General features: G+C 59.2%; 19 protein-coding genes. 14 read left to right on the top strand and 5 right to left on the bottom strand.

Annotated features, from left to right (window positions below):
* The 3 genes from recO to acpS all read left to right on the top strand — a co-directional run bounded on the left by recO (nucleotide 1) and on the right by acpS (nucleotide 1,918).
* On the top strand, nucleotides 1-732 hold the full coding sequence (recO, locus tag D781_RS16380) for a DNA repair protein RecO (RefSeq protein ID WP_015673451.1): 732 nt from the start codon (nucleotides 1-3) through the stop codon (nucleotides 730-732).
* 74 nt (nucleotides 733-806) lie between these two features.
* Nucleotides 807-1,538: a pyridoxine 5'-phosphate synthase gene (pdxJ, locus tag D781_RS16375; RefSeq protein ID WP_015673450.1), complete on the top strand. Its 732-nt coding sequence runs from the start codon at nucleotides 807-809 to the stop codon at nucleotides 1,536-1,538.
* Nucleotides 1,538-1,918: a holo-ACP synthase gene (gene acpS / locus D781_RS16370; protein WP_015673449.1), complete on the top strand. Its 381-nt coding sequence runs from the start codon at nucleotides 1,538-1,540 to the stop codon at nucleotides 1,916-1,918. The genes pdxJ and acpS overlap by 1 nt, the downstream gene beginning before the upstream one ends.
* Before the next feature lie 45 nt (nucleotides 1,919-1,963).
* Here acpS and D781_RS16365 read toward each other — a convergent pair whose 3' ends face one another.
* Nucleotides 1,964-2,224 (bottom strand): YfhL family 4Fe-4S dicluster ferredoxin, encoded by a 261-nt coding sequence (locus tag D781_RS16365; protein ID WP_015673448.1) that lies wholly within the window; start codon nucleotides 2,222-2,224, stop codon nucleotides 1,964-1,966.
* Between the two features lie 1,582 nt (nucleotides 2,225-3,806).
* On the opposite strand from D781_RS16365, the gene D781_RS16360 reads away from it, so the two are divergent.
* Nucleotides 3,807-4,385: an acyltransferase gene (locus D781_RS16360; protein WP_015673447.1), complete on the top strand. Its 579-nt coding sequence runs from the start codon at nucleotides 3,807-3,809 to the stop codon at nucleotides 4,383-4,385.
* Nucleotides 4,386-4,542: 157 nt separating this feature from the next.
* On the opposite strand, the gene D781_RS16355 is transcribed toward D781_RS16360, so the two are convergent.
* Nucleotides 4,543-5,391 carry a MurR/RpiR family transcriptional regulator gene (locus D781_RS16355; protein WP_015673446.1) on the bottom strand — a complete coding sequence of 283 codons (849 nt, stop codon included), beginning with the start codon at nucleotides 5,389-5,391 and terminating at the stop codon, nucleotides 4,543-4,545.
* A gap of 174 nt (nucleotides 5,392-5,565) precedes the next feature.
* Between D781_RS16355 and murQ the strand changes: the two genes are divergently transcribed.
* From murQ to yfhb, 3 genes are read left to right on the top strand one after another with little or no spacing between them, the layout of a single operon-like run.
* A complete protein-coding gene (gene murQ / locus D781_RS16350; RefSeq protein WP_015673445.1) occupies nucleotides 5,566-6,459 on the top strand; it encodes an N-acetylmuramic acid 6-phosphate etherase in 894 nt (297 codons plus the stop codon).
* Nucleotides 6,460-6,478: 19 nt separating this feature from the next.
* Entirely contained in the window at nucleotides 6,479-7,846 is a 1,368-nt protein-coding gene (locus D781_RS16345) for a PTS transporter subunit EIIC (protein WP_015673444.1), read from the top strand.
* 3 nt (nucleotides 7,847-7,849) lie between these two features.
* On the top strand, nucleotides 7,850-8,506 hold the full coding sequence (gene yfhb / locus D781_RS16340) for a phosphatidylglycerophosphatase C (RefSeq protein WP_015673443.1): 657 nt from the start codon (nucleotides 7,850-7,852) through the stop codon (nucleotides 8,504-8,506).
* 72 nt (nucleotides 8,507-8,578) lie between these two features.
* Here the strand turns inward: yfhb and yiaY are convergent, their stop codons facing one another.
* Entirely contained in the window at nucleotides 8,579-9,730 is a 1,152-nt protein-coding gene (yiaY, locus tag D781_RS16335; protein WP_015673442.1) for an L-threonine dehydrogenase, read from the bottom strand.
* Nucleotides 9,731-9,947: 217 nt separating this feature from the next.
* On the opposite strand from yiaY, the gene tadA reads away from it, so the two are divergent.
* Nucleotides 9,948-10,454 carry a tRNA adenosine(34) deaminase TadA gene (gene tadA / locus D781_RS16330; protein WP_015673441.1) on the top strand — a complete coding sequence of 169 codons (507 nt, stop codon included), beginning with the start codon at nucleotides 9,948-9,950 and terminating at the stop codon, nucleotides 10,452-10,454.
* Here the strand turns inward: tadA and mltF are convergent.
* Complete coding sequence (mltF, locus tag D781_RS16325; protein WP_041411850.1) at nucleotides 10,451-11,914, bottom strand: membrane-bound lytic murein transglycosylase MltF; 1,464 nt, start codon at nucleotides 11,912-11,914, stop codon at nucleotides 10,451-10,453. The two genes, tadA and mltF, sit on opposite strands and share 4 nt — an antisense overlap.
* 275 nt (nucleotides 11,915-12,189) lie before the next feature.
* Here mltF and purL point away from each other — a divergent pair, with 275 nt between their 5' ends.
* From purL to glnB, 6 genes are all read left to right on the top strand, one after another.
* A complete protein-coding gene (gene purL / locus D781_RS16320) occupies nucleotides 12,190-16,083 on the top strand; it encodes a phosphoribosylformylglycinamidine synthase (protein WP_199557169.1) in 3,894 nt (1,297 codons plus the stop codon).
* An 819-nt stretch (nucleotides 16,084-16,902) separates the two neighbouring features.
* On the top strand, nucleotides 16,903-18,339 hold the full coding sequence (locus D781_RS16315; protein ID WP_015673438.1) for a HAMP domain-containing sensor histidine kinase: 1,437 nt from the start codon (nucleotides 16,903-16,905) through the stop codon (nucleotides 18,337-18,339).
* A 3-nt stretch (nucleotides 18,340-18,342) separates the two neighbouring features.
* Nucleotides 18,343-19,203 (top strand): two-component system QseEF-associated lipoprotein QseG, encoded by an 861-nt coding sequence (gene qseG, locus D781_RS16310; protein ID WP_015673437.1) that lies wholly within the window; start codon nucleotides 18,343-18,345, stop codon nucleotides 19,201-19,203.
* The gene (gene glrR / locus D781_RS16305; protein ID WP_015673436.1) at nucleotides 19,200-20,537 is read left to right on the top strand and encodes a two-component system response regulator GlrR; all 1,338 of its coding nucleotides are present in this window, start codon (nucleotides 19,200-19,202) and stop codon (nucleotides 20,535-20,537) included. Before qseG ends, glrR begins: the two co-directional genes overlap by 4 nt.
* A 128-nt stretch (nucleotides 20,538-20,665) precedes the next feature.
* Nucleotides 20,666-22,288: an NAD+ synthase gene (locus tag D781_RS16300; protein WP_015673435.1), complete on the top strand. Its 1,623-nt coding sequence runs from the start codon at nucleotides 20,666-20,668 to the stop codon at nucleotides 22,286-22,288.
* Between the two features lie 13 nt (nucleotides 22,289-22,301).
* Nucleotides 22,302-22,640, top strand: a complete 339-nt coding sequence (glnB, locus tag D781_RS16295; protein WP_004847623.1) for a nitrogen regulatory protein P-II — start codon at nucleotides 22,302-22,304, stop codon at nucleotides 22,638-22,640.
* Between the two features lie 39 nt (nucleotides 22,641-22,679).
* Here glnB and hmpA read toward each other — a convergent pair whose 3' ends face one another.
* A complete protein-coding gene (gene hmpA / locus D781_RS16290) occupies nucleotides 22,680-23,870 on the bottom strand; it encodes an NO-inducible flavohemoprotein (RefSeq protein ID WP_015673434.1) in 1,191 nt (396 codons plus the stop codon).
* Between the last annotated feature and the right edge of the window lie 403 nt (nucleotides 23,871-24,273).

Here is a 24,273-nt window from a genome sequence, read left to right as displayed (position 1 = left end):
ATGGACGGCTGGGAGCGCGCTTTCGTCCTGCATGGGCGACCGTACAGTGAAACCAGCCTGATGCTGGATCTGTTTACCGAAGGTCACGGGCGGGTGCGGTTGCTGGCCAAAGGCGCGCGCAGCCGCCGTTCCAACCTGAAGGGCTGTCTGCAGCCCTTTACTCCTCTGCTGGTCCGCTGGGGCGGGCGTGGCGAAGTCAAAACGCTGCGCAACGCCGAAGCGGTCTCTCTCGGTTTACCTCTCAGCGGCATGATGCTGTACAGCGGCCTGTACGTTAACGAGCTGCTGTCGCGCGTGCTGGAGCAGGAAGCCAACTATTCGGTGCTGTTCTTTGATTATCTGCAGTGTCTGCAGACGCTGGCGGCGTCGGACGGTTCGCCGGAACATGCGCTGCGGCAGTTTGAGCTGGCGCTGCTGCATCATCTGGGTTACGGGGTGGATTTTCTGCACTGCGCCGGCAGCGGCGAAGCGGTCGACGACGGCATGACCTACCGCTATCGTGAAGAAAAAGGCTTTATCGCCAGCCTGGTGGTGGACCACTACAGCTTTACCGGCCGCGAGCTGCGCGCGTTGGCCGAGCGTCAGTTCCCGGATGCCGACACCCTGCGCGCCGCCAAACGGTTTACCCGCATTGCGCTGAAACCCTACCTTGGCGGCAAGCCGCTGAAAAGCCGCGAGCTGTTTCGTCAGTTCGTCCGTAAGCAACCGCATACGCCGGTTGACGACGCCTGACGTCCTTTCTGCTTTTGCCACTTTCTCCCCGGGTGTAAACTGCGGGAACGAAAATTTCACTCTAAGAGGTTGTCATGGCTGATTTGCTGCTTGGCGTTAACATCGATCATATCGCCACCTTGCGTAACGCGCGCGGAACCCAATATCCCGATCCGGTACAGGCGGCGTTCACGGCGGAACAGGCCGGTGCGGACGGCATCACGGTGCATCTGCGTGAGGATCGTCGCCACATCACCGATCGCGACGTGCGTATTTTGCGCCAGACCATCCAGACGCGGATGAATCTGGAAATGGCCGTGACCGACGAGATGCTGGCTATCGCCTGCGAGCTGCAGCCGCAGTTCTGTTGCCTGGTGCCGGAAAAGCGTGAGGAAGTGACCACCGAAGGCGGGCTGGACGTCGCCGGCCAGCTGGACAAAATGACGCTGGCGGTTGAGCGCCTGACGCAGGCGGGCATTCAGGTTTCGCTGTTTATCGACCCGGATCATCGCCAGATTGATGCGGCGGTAGCGGTGGGCGCGCCGTACATTGAGATTCACACCGGCGCCTATGCGGAAGCGCAGGGCGAGCTGGCGGTGGAGGCGGAACTGCTGCGCATCGCGCAGGCGGCCCGCTATGCGGCGGAAAAGGGTCTGAAGGTCAATGCTGGTCACGGCTTGACCTATCACAACGTACAGCCGATCGCGGCGCTGCCGGAAATGCATGAGCTGAATATCGGCCACGCCATTATCGGGCAGGCGGTGATGAGCGGCTTGGCGTCAGCGGTTGCCGAGATGAAGCTGCTGATGCGGGAAGCGCGTCGCTAATGGCGGTACTTGGCCTTGGCACCGATATTGTAGAAATCGCACGCATTGAGGCGGTGGTTGAGCGCAGCGGCGATCGGCTGGCGCGACGCGTGCTGAACGCGGCCGAATGGGCGCTCTATCAGCAGCATCAGCAGCCGGTGCGTTTTCTGGCCAAGCGCTTTGCCGTCAAAGAAGCGGCGGCCAAGGCGTTCGGCACCGGCATTCGCAACGGGTTGGCGTTCAATCAGTTTGAAGTGTTTAACGACGGATTGGGCAAACCGAATATTCGCCTGCATGAGCGGGCCGCGGAGCTGGCGCAGGAGATGGGGGTGACGAACATCCACGTTTCACTGGCCGATGAGCGTCGTTACGCCTGCGCGACGGTGATTATCGAAAGCTGATAGCGTTGATGATAGACGGACGCCGCCGGGCGCAGCGTCCGTGAATTACAGCCTGTCGGCGTGGTGCAGCACCACGAATTTATCCCACAGCTGTTCCTGGCTTTCCGTATGCTGCGGATCGACCACGATGGTGTTATCAATCGGGCATACCTGCTGACAGGTGGGCGTATCATAGTGGCCGACGCATTCGGTGCAGCGCTCGGTATCAATCTGGTAGATGTCCGCGCCCATTGAGATGGCCTGATTCGGGCATTCGGGTTCACACATATCGCAGTTGATGCACCGCTTTGTTATTAGTAAAGCCATATCAATCACTTACGTATTTATTCTATTATAATCATGCGGTTAGAGATATTTTTTATTCCGCACTATCTGTGTATTTACACAGTGTTCCGAACATTGAAAAACCATGTTCAGCAACACAGAATGGCAACACACTCTTTTTAGCCTTCAGATTTGACCCCATGTGTGAGCTTAACGCTGATGGCTTCTGATACAAGGAAATATCAATGCCGCGCACTGTAACACAGATGCATGATAACCCCAAAAATGATGAGTTCTTAGCCGCATCAGCGATGGGTTCAGCGGCGGCTTGGCTGTTTACTACAGCGTGTTGTCCAGCGATGAAATGTTGGAAGCGCTAAATGATATGCGCGACGCGACGGTTGATAAGGGCATCCCGATGCCGTGATGCACCAACAAGCCGGGAGGGAACCCGGCCATTTACAGTGATAAACAACAATGCGAAGTGAAAATATTAACGTAATTGCAACCAGTCAGGAAGGTATATCAATATTCCACCCAAGCATACTAGACCAAACCAAGTTATAAAAAGGTAAAAGTACCTTTTTATCCACTGTGTATCCTTTTTCTTAAATGAAGCGATGAAATTATAAGGTTCATCTCCAAGGAATTCGGTGCGAGAAAGCCGGATTCGTTTGTGAGTCAATAATTGCCAGAAAAAATAAGTGACTGATACACTTCCAAAAAAACCTGAGGAAGATGCTAATATATCAAATTGTTTCATGAAGAAACCATGAGATCTATATTGTGAGATAAGATTGTCATAGCGTTTTTTTATAATGGCGAAGTAAATTAGGCTGATGAAAAAACACAGCAGGCCAGAGTAAGTCATTAGAACGCCGGTATATCTGAGAATATCGCCCATAATTTCCTAACTTATTTCACTAAAATATCGGCCATTAAACTGCCCGCTTTCTGACCAAGGGCTTCACCCGCAGTGGCCCCTCCATATGCTCCGAGGCCGCTTCCGACGATCGCGCATGCTAATGCTGCCGTCCCCCCTGTCGCAATACCAGCAGCAACGCAAATCCCACCAACAGCCCACGAGCCAGCCATTCCACCTCCAATCCCTCCAGCGGTACCAAGAGAAAATTTTGAATAATCCTGTATAGCTACTCGGGTACATTCGCTTTCACGTCCAGTGGAACAGGCATGGTACACATCATTGGTTGTGCTGGCTGCTGATATTGCCAGGCCCACCCATCCAGCATTCCAGCAGGGCCATAGTAATAACATTTCCATCTTACAAATCAGGGAGCGCGCAGAAGCTATTCTGCCGCCGCGCACTTTACCATAAAACCGTTTTCATTCTGGTTGTTTTTTGTCCTTTTCGGCGATTTTTATCGACGAGATCAAGCTTATTCCTACTGGCGCGGTATGGTGGTTGCTTTACCTGCACGGAGGTTGCGCCGGGCGCGGATAGCGACTGTGTATGGTCTAAAAGGCGACGCTAAATCAGGATGGCCTTTCTATCCGGAGCCGTGTATATCCGGATAGCTTTTAAAGGGCGTTTTATGCATGATAAGGCTTTCATGTGCCATGTATGGCGATATATATCAGTGATTGATATAAATGGAGTTTATTTGTGAAAAATGAATGCTTTAATCCCGGTTATTATCATGAAGACGAACTCAGAGAGTGTGGGTTTAAGTCGGTAGGGAAAAATGTGTTAGTCGCTAAGAATTGCACCATAGTCGGCGTTGGAAATATCTCATTGGGGGACAGTGTCAGAATTGACGGTTTCTCGACAATTATTGCGGCCGGTGATGGTTTTCTTGATATCGGTTCTTATGTCCATATTGGCGGCTATGCTGCAATTTTCGCTGGCGCCGGCGTTATTATGCGTGATTTTTCCGGCATATCGCAATCGGTAAAACTTTACTCAAAAAGTGATGACTATAGCGGCAGGTTTATGACCAACCCTACCGTACCCGCCGAGCTTACGGGCGTCGTCTCCGGAACGATTGTACTGGAGCGGCATGTGATTGTTGGTGCTCAATCTATTGTCATGCCGGGGATCACCTTGGCGGAAGGAACGTCAGTCGGCGCCAACTCATTGGTGATGAAAAATACCGAAGAGTGGACGATGTATTTTGGCTCGCCGGCCAAGAGAATTAAAAACAGGAAAAGGAATCCGCTGGAATTAGAGAAACAATTACGCTGAATACGCGGCGGGGTGTTTTTATACATAGCTCTCCCGGCATGCCTCCTCATGTTGTTATGTCGGGAGAGACGCGCCAGAATGATTTTTCCGAGGCGACAATCACCACTACCGGCTTCTGTACTGCGGATAGAGGCAGTGATTAATAAATATAGTTTATTTAAACCAGTTTTTTCATTAACTGTTCGCTATGTTTAATTCGCACCCGGGCATGATCCAAATCATGCTGGATTAACGCCATAAACAGCAAATCGGTGAGGGCGTATTGGGCGGTGCTGGAGGAAATGGCGGCGCTGCGGGTGCTTGGTTCTTCGGCAATAGTGTACAGGCAGTGGTCCGCACGCTGTTGCAGGCTGTTGGGGGAAAAGCAGGTGAGCGCCAGAACCTGTGCGCCGGCCGCTTTGGCTTCGTCGGCGGCCAGGTTGATCTCACGCCGCTCCCCGCTAAAGGAGAGCGCAACCAGCAAGTCTTGCGGGTCCAGCGCCTGCACCGCGGCCAGCTGCGCATGCATATCGGCTTCAGCCACCGCCATCACGCCGATTTTCAGCAGCTTGAAAGAGAAGTCTTTGGCCACCAGGCCCGAGGCGCCGATTCCCATCAGGAACACCCGCCGCGCGCCGCGCAGCATGGTTAGCGCCTGATACAGGCGTTCCTCACTGTTAATGTCCAGCGTTGCTCGCAATGCCGCCTGTTTTTCCAGCAGCAGTTTTTCGCCGACGGTTTTAAGCGTATCGCTGCTGAGAATGCGATTATGCACGGTCACCACCGGCTCCGACTGCGGCTGCGCCAGCGTTTCACTCAGCGCCAGCTTCAGCGCCGGGAAGCCTTTATACCCCATCTTTTGCGCAAACTTGACCACGCTGGACTGGCTGACGCCGGCCACCTGGGCCAGTTTTTGCGAACTCAGATGGCGAGCCTCTTCGGCGTTGTGCAGCAGATAATCCGCCAGTTTGCGATCGTTCTGCGCCAATGCAGGATACATTTGACGAATGCGAAGAAGAGTGCTCATGCCGTTATTCCTAATAGTGCCCGTGGGGGAGATGTTGCCATAACGGCGCGCTGGCGCGCAGTAAAAATTTTTGTGAGCGCGCCGGTATAAACTAGCAAATAGTGCTCGCTTTGTTGAATTAAATATTCAAATATTGGTGTGTGTTTTTGAATTAAAAATTCCAGAGGCTACCCCATGAATTTAGGCGCACTAGTATCCGAAACCCGCAACCCAGAGACGATGACGTTGGATGAGATGTCGACGCTGGAGATGGTGACCTGTTTTAACCGTGAAGACCGGAAAGTGCCGCAGGCGATTGCGGCGGTACTGCCGGAGATCGCCCAGGCGGTTGATTTGGCGGCCGCGGCGCTGCGGGCCGGCGGCCGGCTGATTTATCTGGGCGCGGGCACCAGCGGTCGACTGGGCGTGCTGGACGCGTCTGAATGTCCGCCAACCTTCGGCGTGCCGCATGGCGTGGTGGTGGGGCTGATCGCCGGCGGTCCGGAGGCGATGTTCAAAGCGGTGGAAGGGGCGGAAGATGACGCGGCGCTGGGGGAGCGTGACCTGCAGGGTCTGGCGTTAACACCGGTTGACATGGTGGTCGGGCTGGCGGCGTCCGGCCGTACGCCTTATGTGATCGGCGCATTGCGCTATGCGCGCCAGCTGGGTTGCCCGACGGTGGCGATCTCCTGTAATCCCGGTTCGCCGATCGCTGAGGAAGCACAGGTGGCGATTTCCCCGGTGGTCGGCCCGGAGGCTCTGACCGGCTCGACCCGCATGAAGTCCGGCACGGCGCAAAAGCTGGTGCTGAACATGATCTCAACCGGTGCGATGGTCAAATGGGGCAAGGTGTACCAGAACCTGATGGTGGACGTGAAGGCGACCAACGTGAAGCTGGTGGACCGCGCCTGCCGCATCGTCGTCGAGGCGACCGGCGCGGAACGCAGTCAGGCTGAAGCTGCGCTGGCGCAGACTGATTTCGAAGTGAAGCCGGCGATTCTGATGCTGTTGGCCGGGGTCAGCGCCGAAGAGGCGCAGCGGCGTTTACAGGTGCACCACGGCTACCTGCGTGCGGCGTTGGCGGATTAATGGCTCATTGAGGTGATCAATGGATAAGACGGCGGCACTGGCCCGGCAAATTTTGGCGGGCGTCGGCGGCGAGGGGAATATCCTCAAGCTGGAAAACTGTATGACGCGGGTGCGCGTCGAAGTCAGCGATGAACAGCGGCTCGAACTGCCCCAGCTGCAACGGCTGGAGGGCATCAAGGGGTATATCAAGCAGGGCGAGCAGCACCAGTTTATCGTTGGGCCGGGCGCCGCCGCCAAGGTGGTGGATGAGATGCGCACCTTGCTGAGCGAGCCGGAGGCGGGCGCCGACGTCGGCGATAAGATTGCCGAAAATAAAGCCGCCGCCAAAGCCAAATATGCCGCGCCAATGAGCGGGGTGCTGAAAAAACTGGCTAATATCTTTATACCGCTGATACCGGCGTTTATCGCTTCCGGCCTGATTACCGGCATTATTAATCTCCTGAAGCGGCCGGATATTGCCGGCGATATCGCCCTGAATTACCCGAATATACTTGGACTGCTGGCGATCTTCGGCGGTGCGGTGTTCACTATTATGAATATTCTGGTTGGCGTTAACGCCGCGCGGGTGTTCGGCGGTTCGCAGGCGATGGGCGGGGTGATGGCCGGCATTCTTTCCAGCCCGCAGCTGGCGCACATCACCCTGTTCGGCGAAGCGCTGCAGCCAGGGCGCGGTGGGGTGATCGCCGTGCTGCTGGTGGTGGCGCTGATGTGCTGGCTGGAAAAACGCTTGCGCCGGCTGCTGCCGGAGTCGGTTGAGCTGATTTTAAATCCGCTGCTGACCACGTTGATTACCGCGTCGCTGGCGATTGTGCTGCTGCAGCCGCTGGGCGGCTATATTTCCGATGCAATAACCCACGGCGCCAACCTGGCGATAGACAAGGGTGGGCTGCTGGTGGGCGCGCTGCTGTCCGGCCTGTTTTTGCCGTTAGTGCTGTCCGGGCTGCATCAGGGGCTGGTGCCGATCCACGTTGAGCTGGTGCAGGCGCACGGCGCCAATCCGCTGCTGCCGATTTTAGCGATGGCGGGCGTGGGGCAGGTTGGCGCCACCCTCGCCGTGCTGCTGAAAACCCGTAACGCACGGCTGAAAAAGGTGATTAAGGGCGCGCTGCCGGTCGGTATTCTCGGCATTGGCGAGCCGCTGATTTTCGGCGTAACGCTGCCGCTGGGCAAACCGTTTATCGGCGCCTGCCTTGGTGGTGCGGTCGGCGGCGCGCTGATCAGCTACTGGAAGGTGGCGACGGTGATTACCTTTGGCCTTTCCGGGCTGCCTTTGGCGCTGACCATCGTCTCGGGCAAGGTGATGTTGTATCTGGCCGGGATGCTGATTACGATTGTAGCAGGGTTTATTTTCACCTGGATTATGGGGTTTAACGATCCTGAGGAGTAGCGTTTGAGTGACCAACCACGCCAGAAGACCGAAGAGTCGCGCCGCATCGTGTTCTTCGATCTGGATGGCACCCTGCATCAGGAAGATATGTTTGGCAGCTTCTTGCGCTTTTTATTGCGGCACCTGCCGCTGAATCTTGTTTTGGTGATCCCGCTGCTGCCGTTAGTGGGGGCGGTGATGCTGATCGCCGGGCGTGCGGCGCGCTGGCCGATGAGCCTGCTGCTGTGGGCGATCACCTTTGGCCATTCGGAGGCGCGGCTGCGGGCGCTGGAAGCGCGTTTCGTCAGCTATTTTCGCGCCAAGGTGACCGCATTTCCGGTGGTGCAGATGCGGCTGCGTCAGTACCTCGACGCGCATGATGCGCAGGTGTGGCTGATTACCGGCTCTCCGGAAAGGCTGGTGGAACAGGTATATCAGGATTCGCGGTTTTTGCCGCGCGTGCGGCTGATCGGCAGCCGGATGAGCCGCCGCTATGGCGGCTGGGTGCTGGAGATGCGCTGTCTGGGGGCGCAAAAGGTGGTGCAGCTGGAGCAGCGCATCGGCGCGCCGTTAAAACTGTACAGCGGCTACAGCGACAGCAAGCAGGACAACCCGCTGCTGTTCTTCTGCGAGCATCGCTGGCGGGTCAGTAAGGAAGGCGAGCTGCAGCAGCTGGAATAACGGAAAAGGGCAGGATGTGAATCCTGCCCTCTTTGTTTGAGCCGGGAAGCGAATGCCGCCCGACGCGGAGTTTTACATTGCCGCTTTAAAGATGGCGACAATCTGCTCGTGGCTGGCCTGAATCGGGTTAGTGAAGCCGCAGGCGTCTTTCAGCGCGTTGGCCGCCAGCGTATCGAAGTCTTCCTCTTTTACCTGCAGATCGCGCAGCCCGGCCGGGATGCCGACATCCTGCGCCAGCTTGCGGATGGCTGCGATACAGGCCGCCGCGCCCTGACTGTCGTTCAGATTGCTGACTTCCAGCCCCATCGCCACGGCGACGTCTTTCAGGCGGCCGGCGGCGACGGAGGCGTTGAACTCCTGCACGTGCGGCAGCAGCACCGCATTGCAGACGCCGTGCGGCAGGTTATAGAAACCGCCCAGCTGGTGCGCCATGGCGTGCACGTAGCCCAGCGAGGCGTTGTTGAACGCCATGCCGGCCAGGAACTGGGCGTAAGCCATATCTTCACGCGCCTGCATATTCTTGCCGTCGTTCACCGCATCGCGCAGCGAGGCCATAATCATGGTTACCGCCTTCAGCGCGCAGGCGTCGGTGATCGGGTTGGCGGCGCTGGAAACGTAAGCCTCGATGGCGTGCGTCAGCGCATCCATGCCGGTAGCCGCCGTCAGCCCTTTCGGCATGCCGGCCATCAGGTGCGGATCGTTAACGGACAGGATCGGCGTCACGTGCTTGTCGACAATCGCCATTTTGATATGGCGCACTTCGTCGGTAATGATGCAGAAACGGGTCATTTCCGATGCGGTGCCGGCGGTGGTGTTAATCGCCACCATCGGCAGCTGCGGCTTGGCGGAGCGGTCAACCCCTTCATAATCTTTGATATCGCCGCCGTTGGTGGCGACCAGCGCGATGCCTTTGGCGCAGTCGTGCGGAGAGCCGCCGCCAAGAGAGATGACGCAGTCGCACTGATGCTCGCGCAACAGCGCCAGCCCTTGTTCAACGTTGCTGGTGGTTGGGTTGGGGTGAGTGCCGTCGTACACGCAGCTTTGGATATCCTGCGCGGCAAGCAGCTGTTGCACCTGCGCCACCACGCCGATGTCGTTCAACACCCGGTCGGTGACGATCAGGGCATGGCGCAGGCCTTGCTCTTGCATGGTTTTCGCCGCCTCTTCCAGGCAGCCGGAGCCAATCATGTTGACGGAAGGAATATAAAATGTTGCAGCAGCCATTGTGCGCTCCTTGAAGTTATTGATTTTATAGCTACTACGTTACGCCGTCCGGGCTGCGGGAGTTATGATCTACCACAATGATTTGGCGAATAAAGCGCGTGCGCCGGGAAAAAGGACGGATGAAACCACGCCGCTGCGGACTGTCCGGCGACAAAAGAAGAGCGGGAATCGGCTACTGTGTATAATGCCCGCCGCAAAGCGCACGAGGAGCGAGATAATGAGCGAATATAATGATGATTACTGGATGCGCCAGGCGCTAACGCTGGCCCAGCGTGCGCAGGAAGAGGGCGAGGTGCCGGTAGGAGCGCTGCTGGTGCTGGACAATCAGGTCATCGGCGAGGGCTGGAACCGGCCGATCGGCCGCCACGATCCCACCGCCCACGCAGAGATTATGGCGCTGCGGCAGGGCGGCACGGTGCTGCAGAACTACCGTCTGCTGAATGCGACGCTGTACGTGACGCTGGAACCGTGCGTGATGTGCGCGGGCGCGATGGTGCACAGCCGCATCCGGCGTCTGGTGTACGGCGCGTCGGATGAAAAGACCGGCGCGGCGGGCTCGCTGGTGGATATTCTGCGCCATCCGGGGATGAATCATCAGGTGGAGATCACCGCCGGCGTGCTGGCGGAAGAGTGCGCCGCGACGTTGAGTAACTTTTTCCGCCTGCGGCGTGAACAGAAAAAGGCGCTGAAGCTGGCGCAGCGTGCGGCCGGCGCGGCGGATTAGTCGAGGCTGAGCGCCAGCTTGGCCGGCACCGCCGGGTAGCTCTGCATCATGGCGGCCTGCGTCTGCCGTTCCTGCTCGGCTTTTTTCTCTTTCTCCTGCAGGTATCCCACCAGGCTGACCTGATAGCGGCGGATGTTTTCTACGTAGTTATAGGCTTCCCGTCCGCGCGCATAGCCGTAGGTCAGCTGCGGGTAGTAGCGCTTCTGGCTGAGCATCGGCAGGCGCTGCTTTACATCGACCCAGCTGTCCGGATTGCCGCTTTGCATTTTGGTCAGCTTGCGCGCATCGAGCATATGCCCCCAGCCGATGTTATAGGCCGCCAGCGCAAACCAGATCCGTTCGTCCTCCGGTACCGTTGCCGGTATTTTCGCCATCAGGCGCTGCAGATAGAGCGCACCACCCTGAATACTCTCCTCCGGATCGAGGCGATCGTTCACCCCAAGCCCGTCGGCAGTGGCGCGGGTCAGCATCATCAGGCCGCGCACGCCGGTCGGCGAGGTTGCCAGCGGGTTCCAGTGCGACTCCTGGTAGGCGATCGCCGCCAGCAGACGCCAGTCAAACGCCGTGGCGTATTTCTGGAACAGCGGCTGGTAGGTGGGCAGCACGGAGTCGATCGCCGACAGGAAGGTCTTGGTGTCCACATAGTCGAAGCTGCCGACATGGCCGAGGTATTTCTCTTCCAGGCGCGCCAGCGTGCCGTCTTCCACCATTTGGCTGTAGAAGTCCAGCATGGCGGCGTACAGGCTGTCGTCGCTGCTGCGTTTCAGGTACCAGGTGACCGGCTCCTCGTCGGCGACGTCGAAAGCCACCGCCAGCTGCGGATGGATGCGCTGCAGCAGCGCGATGCTGACCGAGTCGCCGATGGTGTAATCCAGTTTCCCGGCGGCCACCTGTTCCAACAGCTCGCGCGAGGTCAGATCGCTGGAGGATTCCCACTGCAGGTCGGGGAATTTGTCGTGTTTCAGCTGCTTCAGGGTGCTGACGTGGGCGGAGCCGGAGGCCACCGCCAGTTTGCCTTTTATATCGGCGAAGGTTTTCGGCCGCGCGCTGCCCAGCCGGTATACCAGCTGCTGAGACACGGAGTAGTAGGCCGGGCCGGTGCGGGCGCGGCTCAGACGCTCCTGATTGTAAATCAGGCCGGCGGCCAGAATATCGGCGCCGTTGTCATCGAGATCGTCAAACAGATCGTTAATGTTCTGATGTGGCAAAACGACCAGTTTCACGCCCAGGTAATTGGCGAAGCGTTTCGCCAATTCATAGTCCAGGCCGCTCGGGCCTTTGGGCGTTGTGAAATAGGTTAACGGCGAGTTGAGCGTACTGATGCGCAGCTCTCCCCGGGATATGATCTCTTCGAGTTGCCCGCCCTGTCCGCTGCGCCAGGGGATGTTCGGCCAGAGCGCGAGAGCCAGAAGCACGGCGATAACGCCGATGAGAATGTAGTTTAGCTTTTGGTGTTTCAAATAGTTATCTCGCGGCGACGCCTGTCTGCATCGGCCGGAAAGCATTTATTAGTATGGGGATATCGACAGTATTCGCGGGCATTTTGCGTAACAAAACGCCAGTGTGCAACTTTATTGACACAATATGACAATCAGACGGCAGAATTAGGAATTATCAAGAATCGCCACGCAAACGGTTTCGTCGGCGGCGCGGATTCTCTATAATGGCGCGCGTTTTCCCCTGTTGCGCCCAATGAAGCGCTGAAACCAGCTGCTTCGAAGACGAGAGAACTTTGATTATGGAAATACTGCGTGGTTCGCCCGCTTTGTCGGCTTTTCGTATTACCAAACTGCTGTCCCGCTGTCAGGACGCACAACTTCCGGTCAGTGATATCTATGCCGAGTACGTCCACTTTGCCGATGTTAGCGCACCGCTAAGTGCCGAAGAACACGCCAAACTTCAGCGGTTGCTCAAGTATGGTCCCTCTCTCGCCGAACATGCCCCGACAGGCCGCCTGCTGCTGGTGACGCCGCGTCCGGGCACCATTTCCCCGTGGTCCTCCAAGGCGACCGATATTGCCCATAACTGCGGCCTGACGCAGGTACTGCGTCTGGAGCGCGGCCTGGCGTTTTACATCAGCGCGCCGACGCTGGACGAGGCGCAGTGGCAACGGCTGGCCGCGCTGCTGCACGACCGCATGATGGAAACGGTATTTGACGATCTGCAGCAGGCACAGCAGCTGTTTGCCCATCATCAGCCGGCCCCTTACCAGACGGTGGACGTTCTGGGTGAAGGGCGCGGCGCGCTGGAGCAGGCCAACCTCAAGCTTGGCCTGGCGCTGGCGCAGGATGAAATTGACTACCTGCTGAACGCCTTTACCGGTTTGGGGCGCAACCCGACGGATATCGAACTGTATATGTTTGCGCAGGCCAACTCTGAGCACTGCCGCCATAAAATTTTCAACGCCGACTGGGTGATTGACGGCGAGCAGCAGCCGAAATCGCTGTTCAAAATGATTAAGAACACCTTTGAACAGACGCCGGATCACGTGCTGTCGGCCTATAAAGACAACGCCGCGGTGATGGAAGGTTCGCAGGTCGGCCGCTTCTTCGCCGCGCCGGGCAGCGACCGCTACGATTACCATCAGGAAGACGCGCATATCCTGATGAAGGTGGAAACCCATAACCACCCGACCGCCATCTCGCCATGGCCGGGCGCCGCAACCGGCTCCGGCGGCGAGATCCGCGACGAGGGCGCTACCGGACGCGGGGCGAAGCCGAAGGCCGGTCTGGTGGGCTTCTCGGTCTCCAACCTGCGCATCCCGGGCTTTGAACAGCCGTGGGAGCAGGACTTCGGCAAGCCGGAGCGCATCGTGACCGCGCTGGACATCATGACCGAAGGCCCGCTGGGCGGCGCGGCGTTTAACAACGAATTCGGCCGTCCGGCGCTGCTCGGCTACTTCCGTACTTATGAAGAGCAGGTCAACAGCCATAACGGCGTCGAGCTGCGCGGCTACCATAAGCCGATTATGCTGGCCGGCGGCATCGGCAACATCCGCGCCGACCACGTGCAAAAAGGTGAAATCACCGTCGGCGCCAAGCTGGTGGTGCTGGGCGGCCCGGCGATGAATATCGGCCTGGGCGGCGGCGCGGCGTCTTCCATGGCCTCCGGCCAGTCTGACGCCGATCTGGACTTTGCCTCGGTACAGCGCGACAACCCGGAAATGGAGCGTCGCTGTCAGGAAGTGATCGACCGCTGCTGGCAGCTCGGCGCGGAAAACCCGATTCTGTTTATTCACGACGTCGGCGCCGGCGGTTTGTCCAACGCCATGCCGGAGCTGGTCAGCGACGGCGGCCGCGGCGGTCGTTTTGAACTGCGCGACATCCTGAACGATGAGCCGGGCATGAGCCCGCTGGAAGTGTGGTGTAACGAATCGCAGGAGCGCTACGTGCTGGCGGTGGCGCCGGAACAGCTGGCGCAGTTTGATGAAATCTGCCGCCGCGAGCGCGCGCCGTACGCGGTGATCGGCGAGGCGACCGAAGAGCAGCACCTGACGCTGAACGATGCGCATTTCGACAACCAGCCGATCGATATGCCGCTGGACGTGCTGCTGGGCAAAACGCCGAAGATGACGCGCGACGTCACCCGGCTGCAGGCGCAGGGCGAGCCGGTGGCGCGCGAGGCGATGACGCTGGCGGACGCGGTGAAGCGCGTGCTGCACCTGCCGACCGTGGCGGAAAAAACCTTCCTGATCACCATCGGCGACCGCACCGTCACCGGCATGGTGGCGCGTGACCAGATGGTCGGCCCATGGCAGATCCCGGTTGCCGACTGCGCGGTGACCACCGCCAGCCTCGACAGCTACTACGGTGAAGCAATGTCGATCGGCGAACGCGCGCCGGTGGCGCTGCTGGACTTTGCCGCTTCCGGTCGTCTGGCGGTCGGTGAAGCGCTGACCAATATGGCGGCGACGGAAATCGGTTCGCTCAAACGCGTGAAGCTGTCCGCCAACTGGATGGCCGCGGCGGGCCACCCGGGCGAAGACGCCGGCCTGTATGCGGCGGTGAAAGCGGTGGGCGAGGAACTGTGTCCGGCGCTGGGCATCACCATCCCGGTGGGTAAAGACTCGATGTCGATGAAAACCCGCTGGCAGGAAGGCGACGAACAGCGCGAGATGACCTCGCCGCTGTCGCTGGTGATCACCGCCTTTGCCCGCGTGGAAGACGTGCGCCACACCGTGACGCCGCAGCTGCGCACCGACAAAGGTGAGACTGAACTGCTGCTGATTGACCTGGGCAACGGCCACAATGCGCTGGGCGCGACCGCGCTGGCGCAGGTGTATCGTCAACTCGGCGACAAGCCGGCGGACGTGCGCAATGTTGAACAGCTGGCGGGCTTCTTTAACGCCATGCAGCAACTGGTGGCCGAGCGTGCGCTGCTGGCATACCACGACCGTTCCGACGGCGGCCTGCTGGTGACGCTGGCGGAAATGGCCTTTGCCGGCCACTGCGGCGTGGAGGCGGATATTCAGGCGCTGGGGGCGGATACGCTGGCGGCGCTGTTTAACGAAGAGCTGGGGGCGGTGATTCAGGTCAGCGCCGACCGGGTCGAGGCGGTGCTGCAGGCGTTTGCACAGCATGGTCTGGTGGATAACGTGCACCGCATCGGCCGCGTGCTGCAGGGCGATCGCTTTGCGATCAACAGCGGCGGGCAGCCGGTATACAGCGAAAGCCGCAGCACCCTGCGCACCTGGTGGGCGGAAACTACCTGGCAGATGCAGCGCCTGCGCGATAACCCGTCCTGCGCCGATCAGGAGCATCAGGCCAAACAGAACGACAGCGATCCGGGGCTGAACGTCAAACTGACCTTTGCGCCGGACGAGGACATCGCCGCGCCTTATATTGCCCGCGGCGCGCGTCCGAAGGTGGCGGTGCTGCGTGAGCAGGGCGTCAACTCGCACGTAGAGATGGCGGCAGCGTTCCACCGCGCCGGCTTTGACGCGGTCGACGTGCACATGAGCGATCTGCTGTCCGGGCGTCGCGGCCTGCAGGACTTCCACACGCTGGTGGCCTGCGGCGGCTTCTCGTACGGCGACGTGCTGGGCGCCGGTGAAGGCTGGGCGAAGTCCATTCTGTTTAACGATCGGGTGCGCGATGAGTTCACCGCGTTCTTCCATCGTCCGCAGACGCTGGCGCTGGGCGTGTGTAACGGCTGCCAGATGTTGTCCAACCTGCGCGACCTGATCCCGGGCGCCGAACACTGGCCGCGCTTTGTCCGCAACCTGTCGGACCGTTTTGAAGCGCGCTTCAGCCTGGTGGAAGTGGCGGCCAGCCCGTCGCTGTTTATGCAGGATATGGCCGGTTCGCGGATGCCGATTGCGGTTTCACACGGCGAAGGCCATGTGGAAGTGCGTGACGCGGCCCATCTGGCGGCGCTGGAGAGCCATAATCTGGTGGCGTTGCGCTTCGTGGATAACGCCGGTCAGGTGACGGAGAACTACCCGGCCAACCCGAACGGCTCGCCAAACGGCATCACCGCGGTGACCAGCGCCAGCGGGCGTGCGACGGTGATGATGCCGCACCCTGAACGCGTATTCCGTACCGTCAGCAACTCCTGGCACCCGGAAGAGTGGGGCGAGGACAGCCCGTGGATGCGGATGTTCCGCAACGCCCGTCGCCAGCTGGGCTAACGGGACTTTTCAGGTCGGGCCGCAGCAGGCCCGGCCGGTGCGAGATAAAGGGAACGGTGACGTTCCCTTTTTTAATTCATTGAATTTAGATGTTTTTATCGGACGTGTCGGTACTTTGCGACAGTTGTGATTTGCGCTGTCGCTAAAAGGTGACATTTAACCTGTTGATTTATAATGGTCATGGTTAAATTCACTTAAGGTGTCGGGTTTTGGCGACGGCATGGCGAAGAAAGCAGCGACCGTAAGGCGACGATGTTCGGATTGAAAATAGACAATAAAAATTAAATTAAAATAAAATCAATATATTAAAAATATTATTGAAAAGTTGGCATGATGTGTGCATTATTATCTGCAGTTGCTCATTCAACTTTTTATGACGGCGCCGCCAGAGGGCGGACAACCTGCCTCATAAGCCTCCGAATGATGCCAAAGAAATGGTGCCTATCGTCCAACCAAACCGATAATTGCCGCTGACGCGACTTTATCAAGCATCGGGCGACACGTGGAGTGAGGCACCGCCTGTATCCAACTGTGATGAGCCTTTTCATCAATTCCGGATACATTAGGATGCTATTCGTCCCGTTCGATGCCAGCGTTCGCGCTACATCACCCAGGGGACGAGGCCAACGGGCATCCACATCTTCCTTGCGCTGGGGCGTCATGCCCCAACGTCAATTCTCAGCCTCCTTTGCGCCCACTTTCTCCCGTCATTATTCGCTTAAACCGCATACCCGGTAAAACTTCGCAACCGATTCCGGCGTTCAGGCTTTTCTCTTGCTGAAGACTCGGTTAGCATCAGGGCAGATAAGGGACAATGAGATGATTTCGTTGAAAAGATGGCGTTTATTCCCCCGCTCGCTGCGCCAGCTGGTGCTGATGGCGTTTCTGCTGGTGCTGCTGCCGTTGCTGGTGCTGGCTTATCAGGCCTACCAGAGTCTCGATCATCTCAGCGCGCAGGCGGCTGACATCAACCGGACGACATTGGTGGATGCGCGCCGCAGCGAGGCGATGACCAGCGTCGCGCTGGAGATGGAGCGCAGCTATCGTCAGTACTGCGTGCTGGTCGACCCCACGCTGGGGCGGCTGTATCAGAATCAGCGGAAGCAATATTCGCAAATGCTCGACGCGCATGCCCCGATCCTGCCCGATGAACGCTATTATCAAACCCTGCGTCAGCTGTTAACGCAGCTGGCGACTATCCAATGCCAGAGCAGCGGTCCGGACAAAGAGGCCTCGGGCCTGCTGGAGTCCTTCTCCAGTTCCAATGCGGAAATGGTGCAGGCGACGCGGGCGGTGGTGTTTTCCCGCGGCCAGCAGCTGCAGCAGGCGATTGCCGAGCGGGGCCAGTATTTCGGTTGGCAGGCGCTGCTGCTGTTTCTGGTCAGCGTGCTGCTGGTGGTGCTGTTTACCCGGATGATTATCGGGCCGGTCAAGGCGATCGAACGGATGATTAACCGGCTGGGGGAAGGGCGGGCGCTCGGCTCCGCCGCTACCTTTAAAGGACCGCGCGAGCTGCGCTCTTTGGCGCAGCGTATTATCTGGCTGAGTGAGCGCCTGGCCTGGCTGGAGTCTCAGCGCCATGAGTTCCTGCGCCATATTTCTCACGAGCTGAAAACGCCGCTCGCCAGCATGCGTGAAGGCACCGAGCTGCTGGCGGACGAGGTGGCCGGCCCGTTGACCGCTGACCAGAAAGAGGTGGTGACGATCCTCGACCAGAGCAGCCGCCATCTGCAGCAGCTGATCGAGCAGCTGCTGGACTATAACCGCAAGCTGGCCGACGGCCCGTCGGAGCATGAGGCGGTGGCGCTGACGGAGATGGTGGAGCAGGTGGTGGCCGCGCACAGCCTGCCGGCCAGAGCCAAGTTGATTCGCACCGATATCACGCTGGAGGCGAAAAACTGCTGGGCAGAGCCTACGCTATTAATGCGCGTGCTGGATAATCTCTATTCCAATGCGGTGCACTATGGCAAGGAATCCGGTAACATTTGGATTCGCAGCCGTCAGGCTGGGCAACGGGTGCAGATTGACGTCGCCAACACCGGCACGCCGATACCCGAGGCCGAACGCGCCATGATTTTCGAGCCCTTTTTCCAGGGGAGTCATCAGCGAAAAGGGGCGGTAAAAGGAAGCGGACTGGGACTGAGCATCGCCCACGACTGCATCCGCCGGATGCGCGGAGAACTGCAGTTGGTTGACGTCGACGATGCTGATGTCTGCTTCCGTATTGAATTGCCATTAACCGCCGAGAACGAATAAATAATGTATACATGGTCTAAACGCGCTCGTTTACCGCAGACCGAACCTTCAACGCGCGCGCAACAGCGCGCTTTGCTCGGCAAACGTCCGCTCTCTTTATTGGGCACGCTGCTTTTTGTTCCGCTGTTGCTGGCCGGCTGCGCCGATCGTGCCGTCAGCGGCGGCTTGGGACAGCAGCCGCAGGAGGCGGTGCCGGACGCCAAGGTGGTGGATTACCATATTGCGCCTTGCGACACCCTGTGGCAGTTGGACGGTAAAGACGCGCTGGATAATTCTCTGTACTGGCTGCGCGCCATGGACTGCGCCGAACGTATCGGCTCCACGCAGGCGCGCGCGCAGGTAAGCACGCTGCCGGCCGACGGCTGGGACGGCGTTTTCAAACAAAGCATTCTGCTCGGCAGCGCCGAGCCAACGCCGGCGGAGCGTCGTCAGATGCTCGAGCGGCTCAACGGCTACCGTCTGGATTTCCCAAGCTCTCTGCGTCCGTTGCTGCAGCTGTGGCGTCAGCAGCAACAGCAGCAGGTAGCGCTGGCCGAGGAGCGTCTGCGCTACCAGCGCCTGCAGGAAAACAGCGACAATCAGGTCGATGCGCTGCGCCAAAGCCAGGCGCGGCTGCAGAAACAGCTGCAGGAAACTTCGCGTAAGTTGGAGAACCTGACGGACATTGAGCGCCGTCTCTCCTCGCGCAAGCAGCTGCAAGGGGAACTGCCGGACAATGGCGCAGCGCAGGGCAAAGCGGGTAACGGCGCCGCGCACAATGCGGCGGAGCCGGAAAGCCAGCCGGCACGAGGCACCGCGATCCCCGTCGAGCCGGAAGATACTTACGCGCCCCCTGAGGCCAATAAGGAGTCCGACGCGCAATGACAGCACGAAAAGCGGCCAATTTACTTCTGGTCGATGACGATCCCAGCCTGCTGAAGCTGCTGGGCATGCGTCTGACCAGCGAAGGTTTCCACGTGACGACCGCCGAAAGCGGGCAGGAAGCGCTGCGCCTGCTGGCGCGCGAGCAGATCGATCTGGTGATCAGCGACCTGCGTATGGATGAGATGGACGGCATGGCGCTGTTTGCCGAAATACAGAAGCGTCAGCCCGGCATGCCGGTGATTATCCTGACCGCGCACGGCTCCATTCCGGACGCCGTGGCGGCGACCCAGCAGGGGGTCTTCAGCTTCCTGACCAAACCGGTCGATCGCGATGCGTTATACAAGGCGATTGACGAAGCGCTGTCGCTGTCGGCGCCGGCGGGCGATGACAGCTGGCGTGAAGATATTGTCACCCGCAGCCCGGCGATGCTGCGTCTGCTGGAGCAGGCGAATATGGTGGCGCAGTCAGACGTCAGCGTGCTGATTAACGGCCAGAGCGGCACCGGTAAAGAGGTGTTGGCGCAGGCGATCCACCGCGCCAGCCCGCGCGCCAAGAAAGCCTTTATCGCCATTAACTGCGGCGCGCTGCCGGAGCAGCTGCTGGAGTCGGAGCTGTTCGGCCATGCCAAAGGCGCCTTTACCGGCGCGGTGAGCAGCCGTGAGGGGCTGTTCCAGGCGGCGGCGGGCGGCACGCTGTTTCTTGATGAGATCGGCGATATGCCGCTGTCGCTGCAGGTCAAGCTGCTGCGCGTGCTGCAGGAGCGCAAGGTGCGGCCGCTGGGCAGCAACCGCGATCTGGATATCGACGTGCGCATCATCTCGGCGACCCACCGCGATCTGCCGAAGGCGATGGCGAAAAACGAATTCCGTGAGGATCTGTACTATCGCCTGAACGTGGTGAACCTGAAGATCCCGGCGCTGAACGAGCGCGCCGAAGATATTCCGTTGCTGGCCAACCATCTGCTGCGCGAGTCGGCCAAACGGCATAAGCCCTTTGTCCGCAGCTTCTCCACCGATGCGATGAAGCGTCTGATGACCGCCAGCTGGCCGGGCAACGTGCGTCAGTTGGTGAACGTGATCGAACAGTGCGTGGCGCTGACCTCGGCGCCGGTGATCGGCGAAGCGCTGGTTGAACAGGCGCTGGAGGGGGAAAACACCGCGCTGCCGACCTTTGCCGAGGCGCGCAACCAGTTTGAGCTGCACTACCTGCGCAAACTGCTGCAGATCACCAAGGGCAATGTGACGCAGGCGGCGCGCATGGCGGGCCGCAACCGCACCGAGTTTTATAAGCTGTTGTCGCGCCACGAGCTGGACGCCAACGACTTTAAAGAATGATACTTTCCTGAACCTGCCCGGGCAGGTTCGCAACCGACTAAGCGGGCGTGATTCCTCCAGCCGGCGTTGCAAACGACGCGCTGATGGGGAGACACTCCGGTTTGTGATGCATGGCAGAGCATAAAGTTATGAGCAGATCACTTTCCATTGCGTTGGCCCAGCTGAATTTGCTGGTGGGCGACATTGAAGGCAACAGCGAACGCATGTTGCAAATCGTGCAGGAGCAGCAGAAGGCGGGAGCCGATCTGGTCATGTTCACCGAGCTGGCGCTGTCCGGCTATCCGCCGGAAGACCTCCTGTACCGCGATGACTTTTATCAGCGCTGCGACGTGCAGCTGGGCCGCCTGCAGCAGGCGTCCGGCGACGTGGCGATTCTGGTCGGCCACCCGTGGCGCGAAGCGGGCAAACTGTACAATGCCCTGTCGCTGTTTGCGGAAGGTAAACTGCAGGCGCGTTACTTCAAGCAGCAGCTGCCCAACTACGGCGTTTTTGATGAAAAGCGCTACTTCCATGAAGGCGATGCCAGCTGCATCGTTGAGCTGAAAGGCTACCGTCTGGGGCTGTTGATTTGCGAGGATCTGTGGTTCCCGCAGCCGATCGACGCGCTGAAAGCCGCCGGCGCGGAGATCGTCCTGTCGATCAACGCCTCGCCGTATAACCGTGAGAAGCCGTATATCCGCAAAACGCTGATGGCCGGCCACTGCCGCCGCACCGATCTGCCGCTGGTGTATCTGAACCAGATCGGCGGTCAGGATGAGCTGATTTTCGACGGCTGTTCGAAGGTGTTTGACGCATCCGGCAATATGACGCACCGCCTGGCGGCCTTTGCCGAGCAGGTTACCCTGCTGCGCTTCAACGAGCTGGAGGTCGAGCCGATGACCGCGCCGGCCGCCGAACTGCCTCAGCTGGCGCAGATTTACGAGGCGCTGGTGCTGGCGGTGCGCGACTATGTGAATAAGAACGGCTTCCAGGGTGCGGTGCTCGGCCTGTCCGGCGGTATCGACTCGGCGCTGACGCTGGCGATTGCCGTTGACGCGCTCGGCAAAGAAAAAGTGCAGGCGCTGATGATGCCGTTCCGCTATACCGCCGATATCAGTATCGCCGACGCGAAAGAAGAGGCGGAGATTCTGGGCGTGGAGTTTGACGTGGTGTCCATCGAGCCGATGTTCGACGCCTTTATGGGGCAGCTGGCGCCGATGTTTGCCGGCACCGAGCGCGACACCACCGAAGAGAACCTGCAGGCGCGCTGCCGCGGCGTGGTGCTGATGGCGCTGTCCAACAAGCGCCGCAGCATCGTGCTCACCACCGGCAACAAGAGCGAGATGGCGGTGGGCTATGCGACGCTGTACGGCGATATGGCCGGCGGTTTCGACGTGCTGAAAGACGTGCCGAAAACGCTGGTGTTTAAACTGTCGGAGTACCGTAATACCGTCTCCTATGTGATTCCGCAGCGGGTGATTGACCGTCCGCCGTCGGCGGAGCTGGCGCCGGATCAGGTCGATCAGGACAGCCTGCCGCCGTATGACATTCTGGATGCGATTCTGGAAGGCTATGTCGAACACGATAAGTCGGTGGCCGATCTGGTGGCGGCCGGTTTTGACGAGGCGGTGGTGCGCAAGGTGATCCGTCTGGTGGATATCAACGAATATAAACGACGTCAGGCCGCCGTCGGGCCGCGTATTACCGCCCGCAACTTCGGCAAGGACCGTCGCTATCCGATCACATCCGGCTTTGGCCGCAAAAATTGGTAATTAAGGAACAGACATGAAGAAGATTGACGCGATTATCAAGCCGTTCAAACTGGATGACGTGCGTGAAGCGCTGGCGGAAGTCGGCATTACCGGGATGACCGTCACCGAGGTTAAAGGCTTTGGCCGCCAGAAGGGGCATACCGAGCTGTACCGCGGCGCGGAGTATATGGTCGACTTTCTGCCGAAGGTGAAAATTGAGATTGTGGTGGCCGACGATATCGTCGACACCTGCGTGGAAACCATTATGCAGACCGCGCAGACCGGCAAGATTGGCGACGGCAAGATCTTCGTCTTTGACGTGGCGCGCGTGGTGCGAATCCGCACCGGCGAGCAGGACGAAGAGGCGATTTAAACGATGCGCCGGGCAGGGGAGCCTGCCCGGCGGCGAGCCTTACAGGACTTTATGCGGGCCGAAGCATTCGTAATGCATGCGTTCGGCGTCGACGCCCATCTCCAGCAGCTGTTTGGCGACAAACTGCATAAAGCCGACCGGGCCACAGAAGTAGTAGTGCATCTGCGGATTGACCAGCGTAGCGCGCAGCGCGCCGAGATCCATCAGACCGCTGGACTGATAGTCACGGCCTGCCACATCGTCCTGGCCCGGTTCACGGTACCAGACGTGACGGCTGAGGTTCGGCATCTCGGCGGCGATGGCCGCCACCTCATCGGCAAAGGCGTGCACCTGGCCGTTTTCCGCTGCGTGCAGCCAGTGCACCTCGGCCTGATGTTGCCCGGCGTGCAGCGTGTTGAGCATGCCCAGCATCGGCGTCTGACCAACGCCGGCGGAGATCAGCGCCACCGGCGTGTTCGGTGTGACGTCGAGGAAGAAGTCGCCGTGCGGCGGCGCGATATCGATGACGTCGCCTTCCTGCGCTTTCTGGTGCAGGTAGTTGGACACCAGGCCGCGATCCTCGCGCTTGACCGCAATGCGGTAATATTCGCCGTTAGGGGCGGCGGTCAGGGAGTATTGCCGGATCTCCTGATGCTCCAGGCCCTCGTCCTTGATATACACCGCCAGATACTGTCCCGGCTTAAAGTCGACCACCTTGCCGCCGTCCACCGGCGCCAGAATAAAGCTGCTGATGATCTCGCTCTGCGGCTGTTTCTTCACAATGCGGAACGCGCGGCGATCGCGCCAGCCGCCGTCGCCGTCGGCGCTCTCCTGATAGATTTGCCCTTCACGCTGGATAAACACGTTGGCCAATACGCCGTAGGCTTTGCCCCAGGCGTCCAGTACCTCCTGACCCGGGCTGAACATCTCATCCAGCGTCGCCAGCAGGTGGGTGCCGACGATCTGGTATTGCTCCGGCTGGATATTGAAGCTGGTGTGTTTTTGCGCGATGCGCTCCACCGCCGGCAGCAGCGCCGCCAGGTTTTCCAGATTGCCGGCATAGGCGCAGATGGCGTCGAACAGCGCCTGCCGCTGGTCGCCGTTACGCTGGTTGCTCATGTTGAAAATATCTTTCAGCTCGGGATTGTGGGTAAACATGCGGTCGTAGAAATGGGCGGTCAGTTTGGGGCCGGTCGCCGCCAACAGAGGAATGGTAGATTTGACGGTGGCGATGGTTTGTTGGTCCAGCATGGTCATACTCCTGTATATGTCCGGCCTGCATCGGGGATCAGGCGGGTCATCAGTTTACCCCCACGGTGCTCCCTGTTTTTGCCGGGGCGTGGGGCAGCCTTATAATGCATCTTTTAATGTTGTATTTTAAATGCATCTTATAGGCTTCTTAACAGGTTGTAAATACCCGCTTTTTTGTTGCGTGTTTGTTAACTGGCGATCCGCCTCACAGAACATGAAAAAAGCGCATCGGGCTGATGAGAAAATATCCGTTGAAATGCGGGAAGCGTAAATGGATTAAAGCCTTGCACAGCCTCAAGCCAATCGTTTGCGTAAAAACCTCTGTCAAGGCCTATCCTCAATGGGGGAAAACAGTTTACACTGTGGCTCACAACCCAATACGGGTGATTTTAAGTTAGCTGAT

Origin of the sequence: Serratia sp. FGI94, from assembly GCF_000330865.1 — a bacterium.
Lineage (GTDB): Bacteria > Pseudomonadota > Gammaproteobacteria > Enterobacterales > Enterobacteriaceae > Serratia_B > Serratia_B rubidaea.
This window is presented reverse-complemented; position numbering and strand designations above follow the sequence as displayed.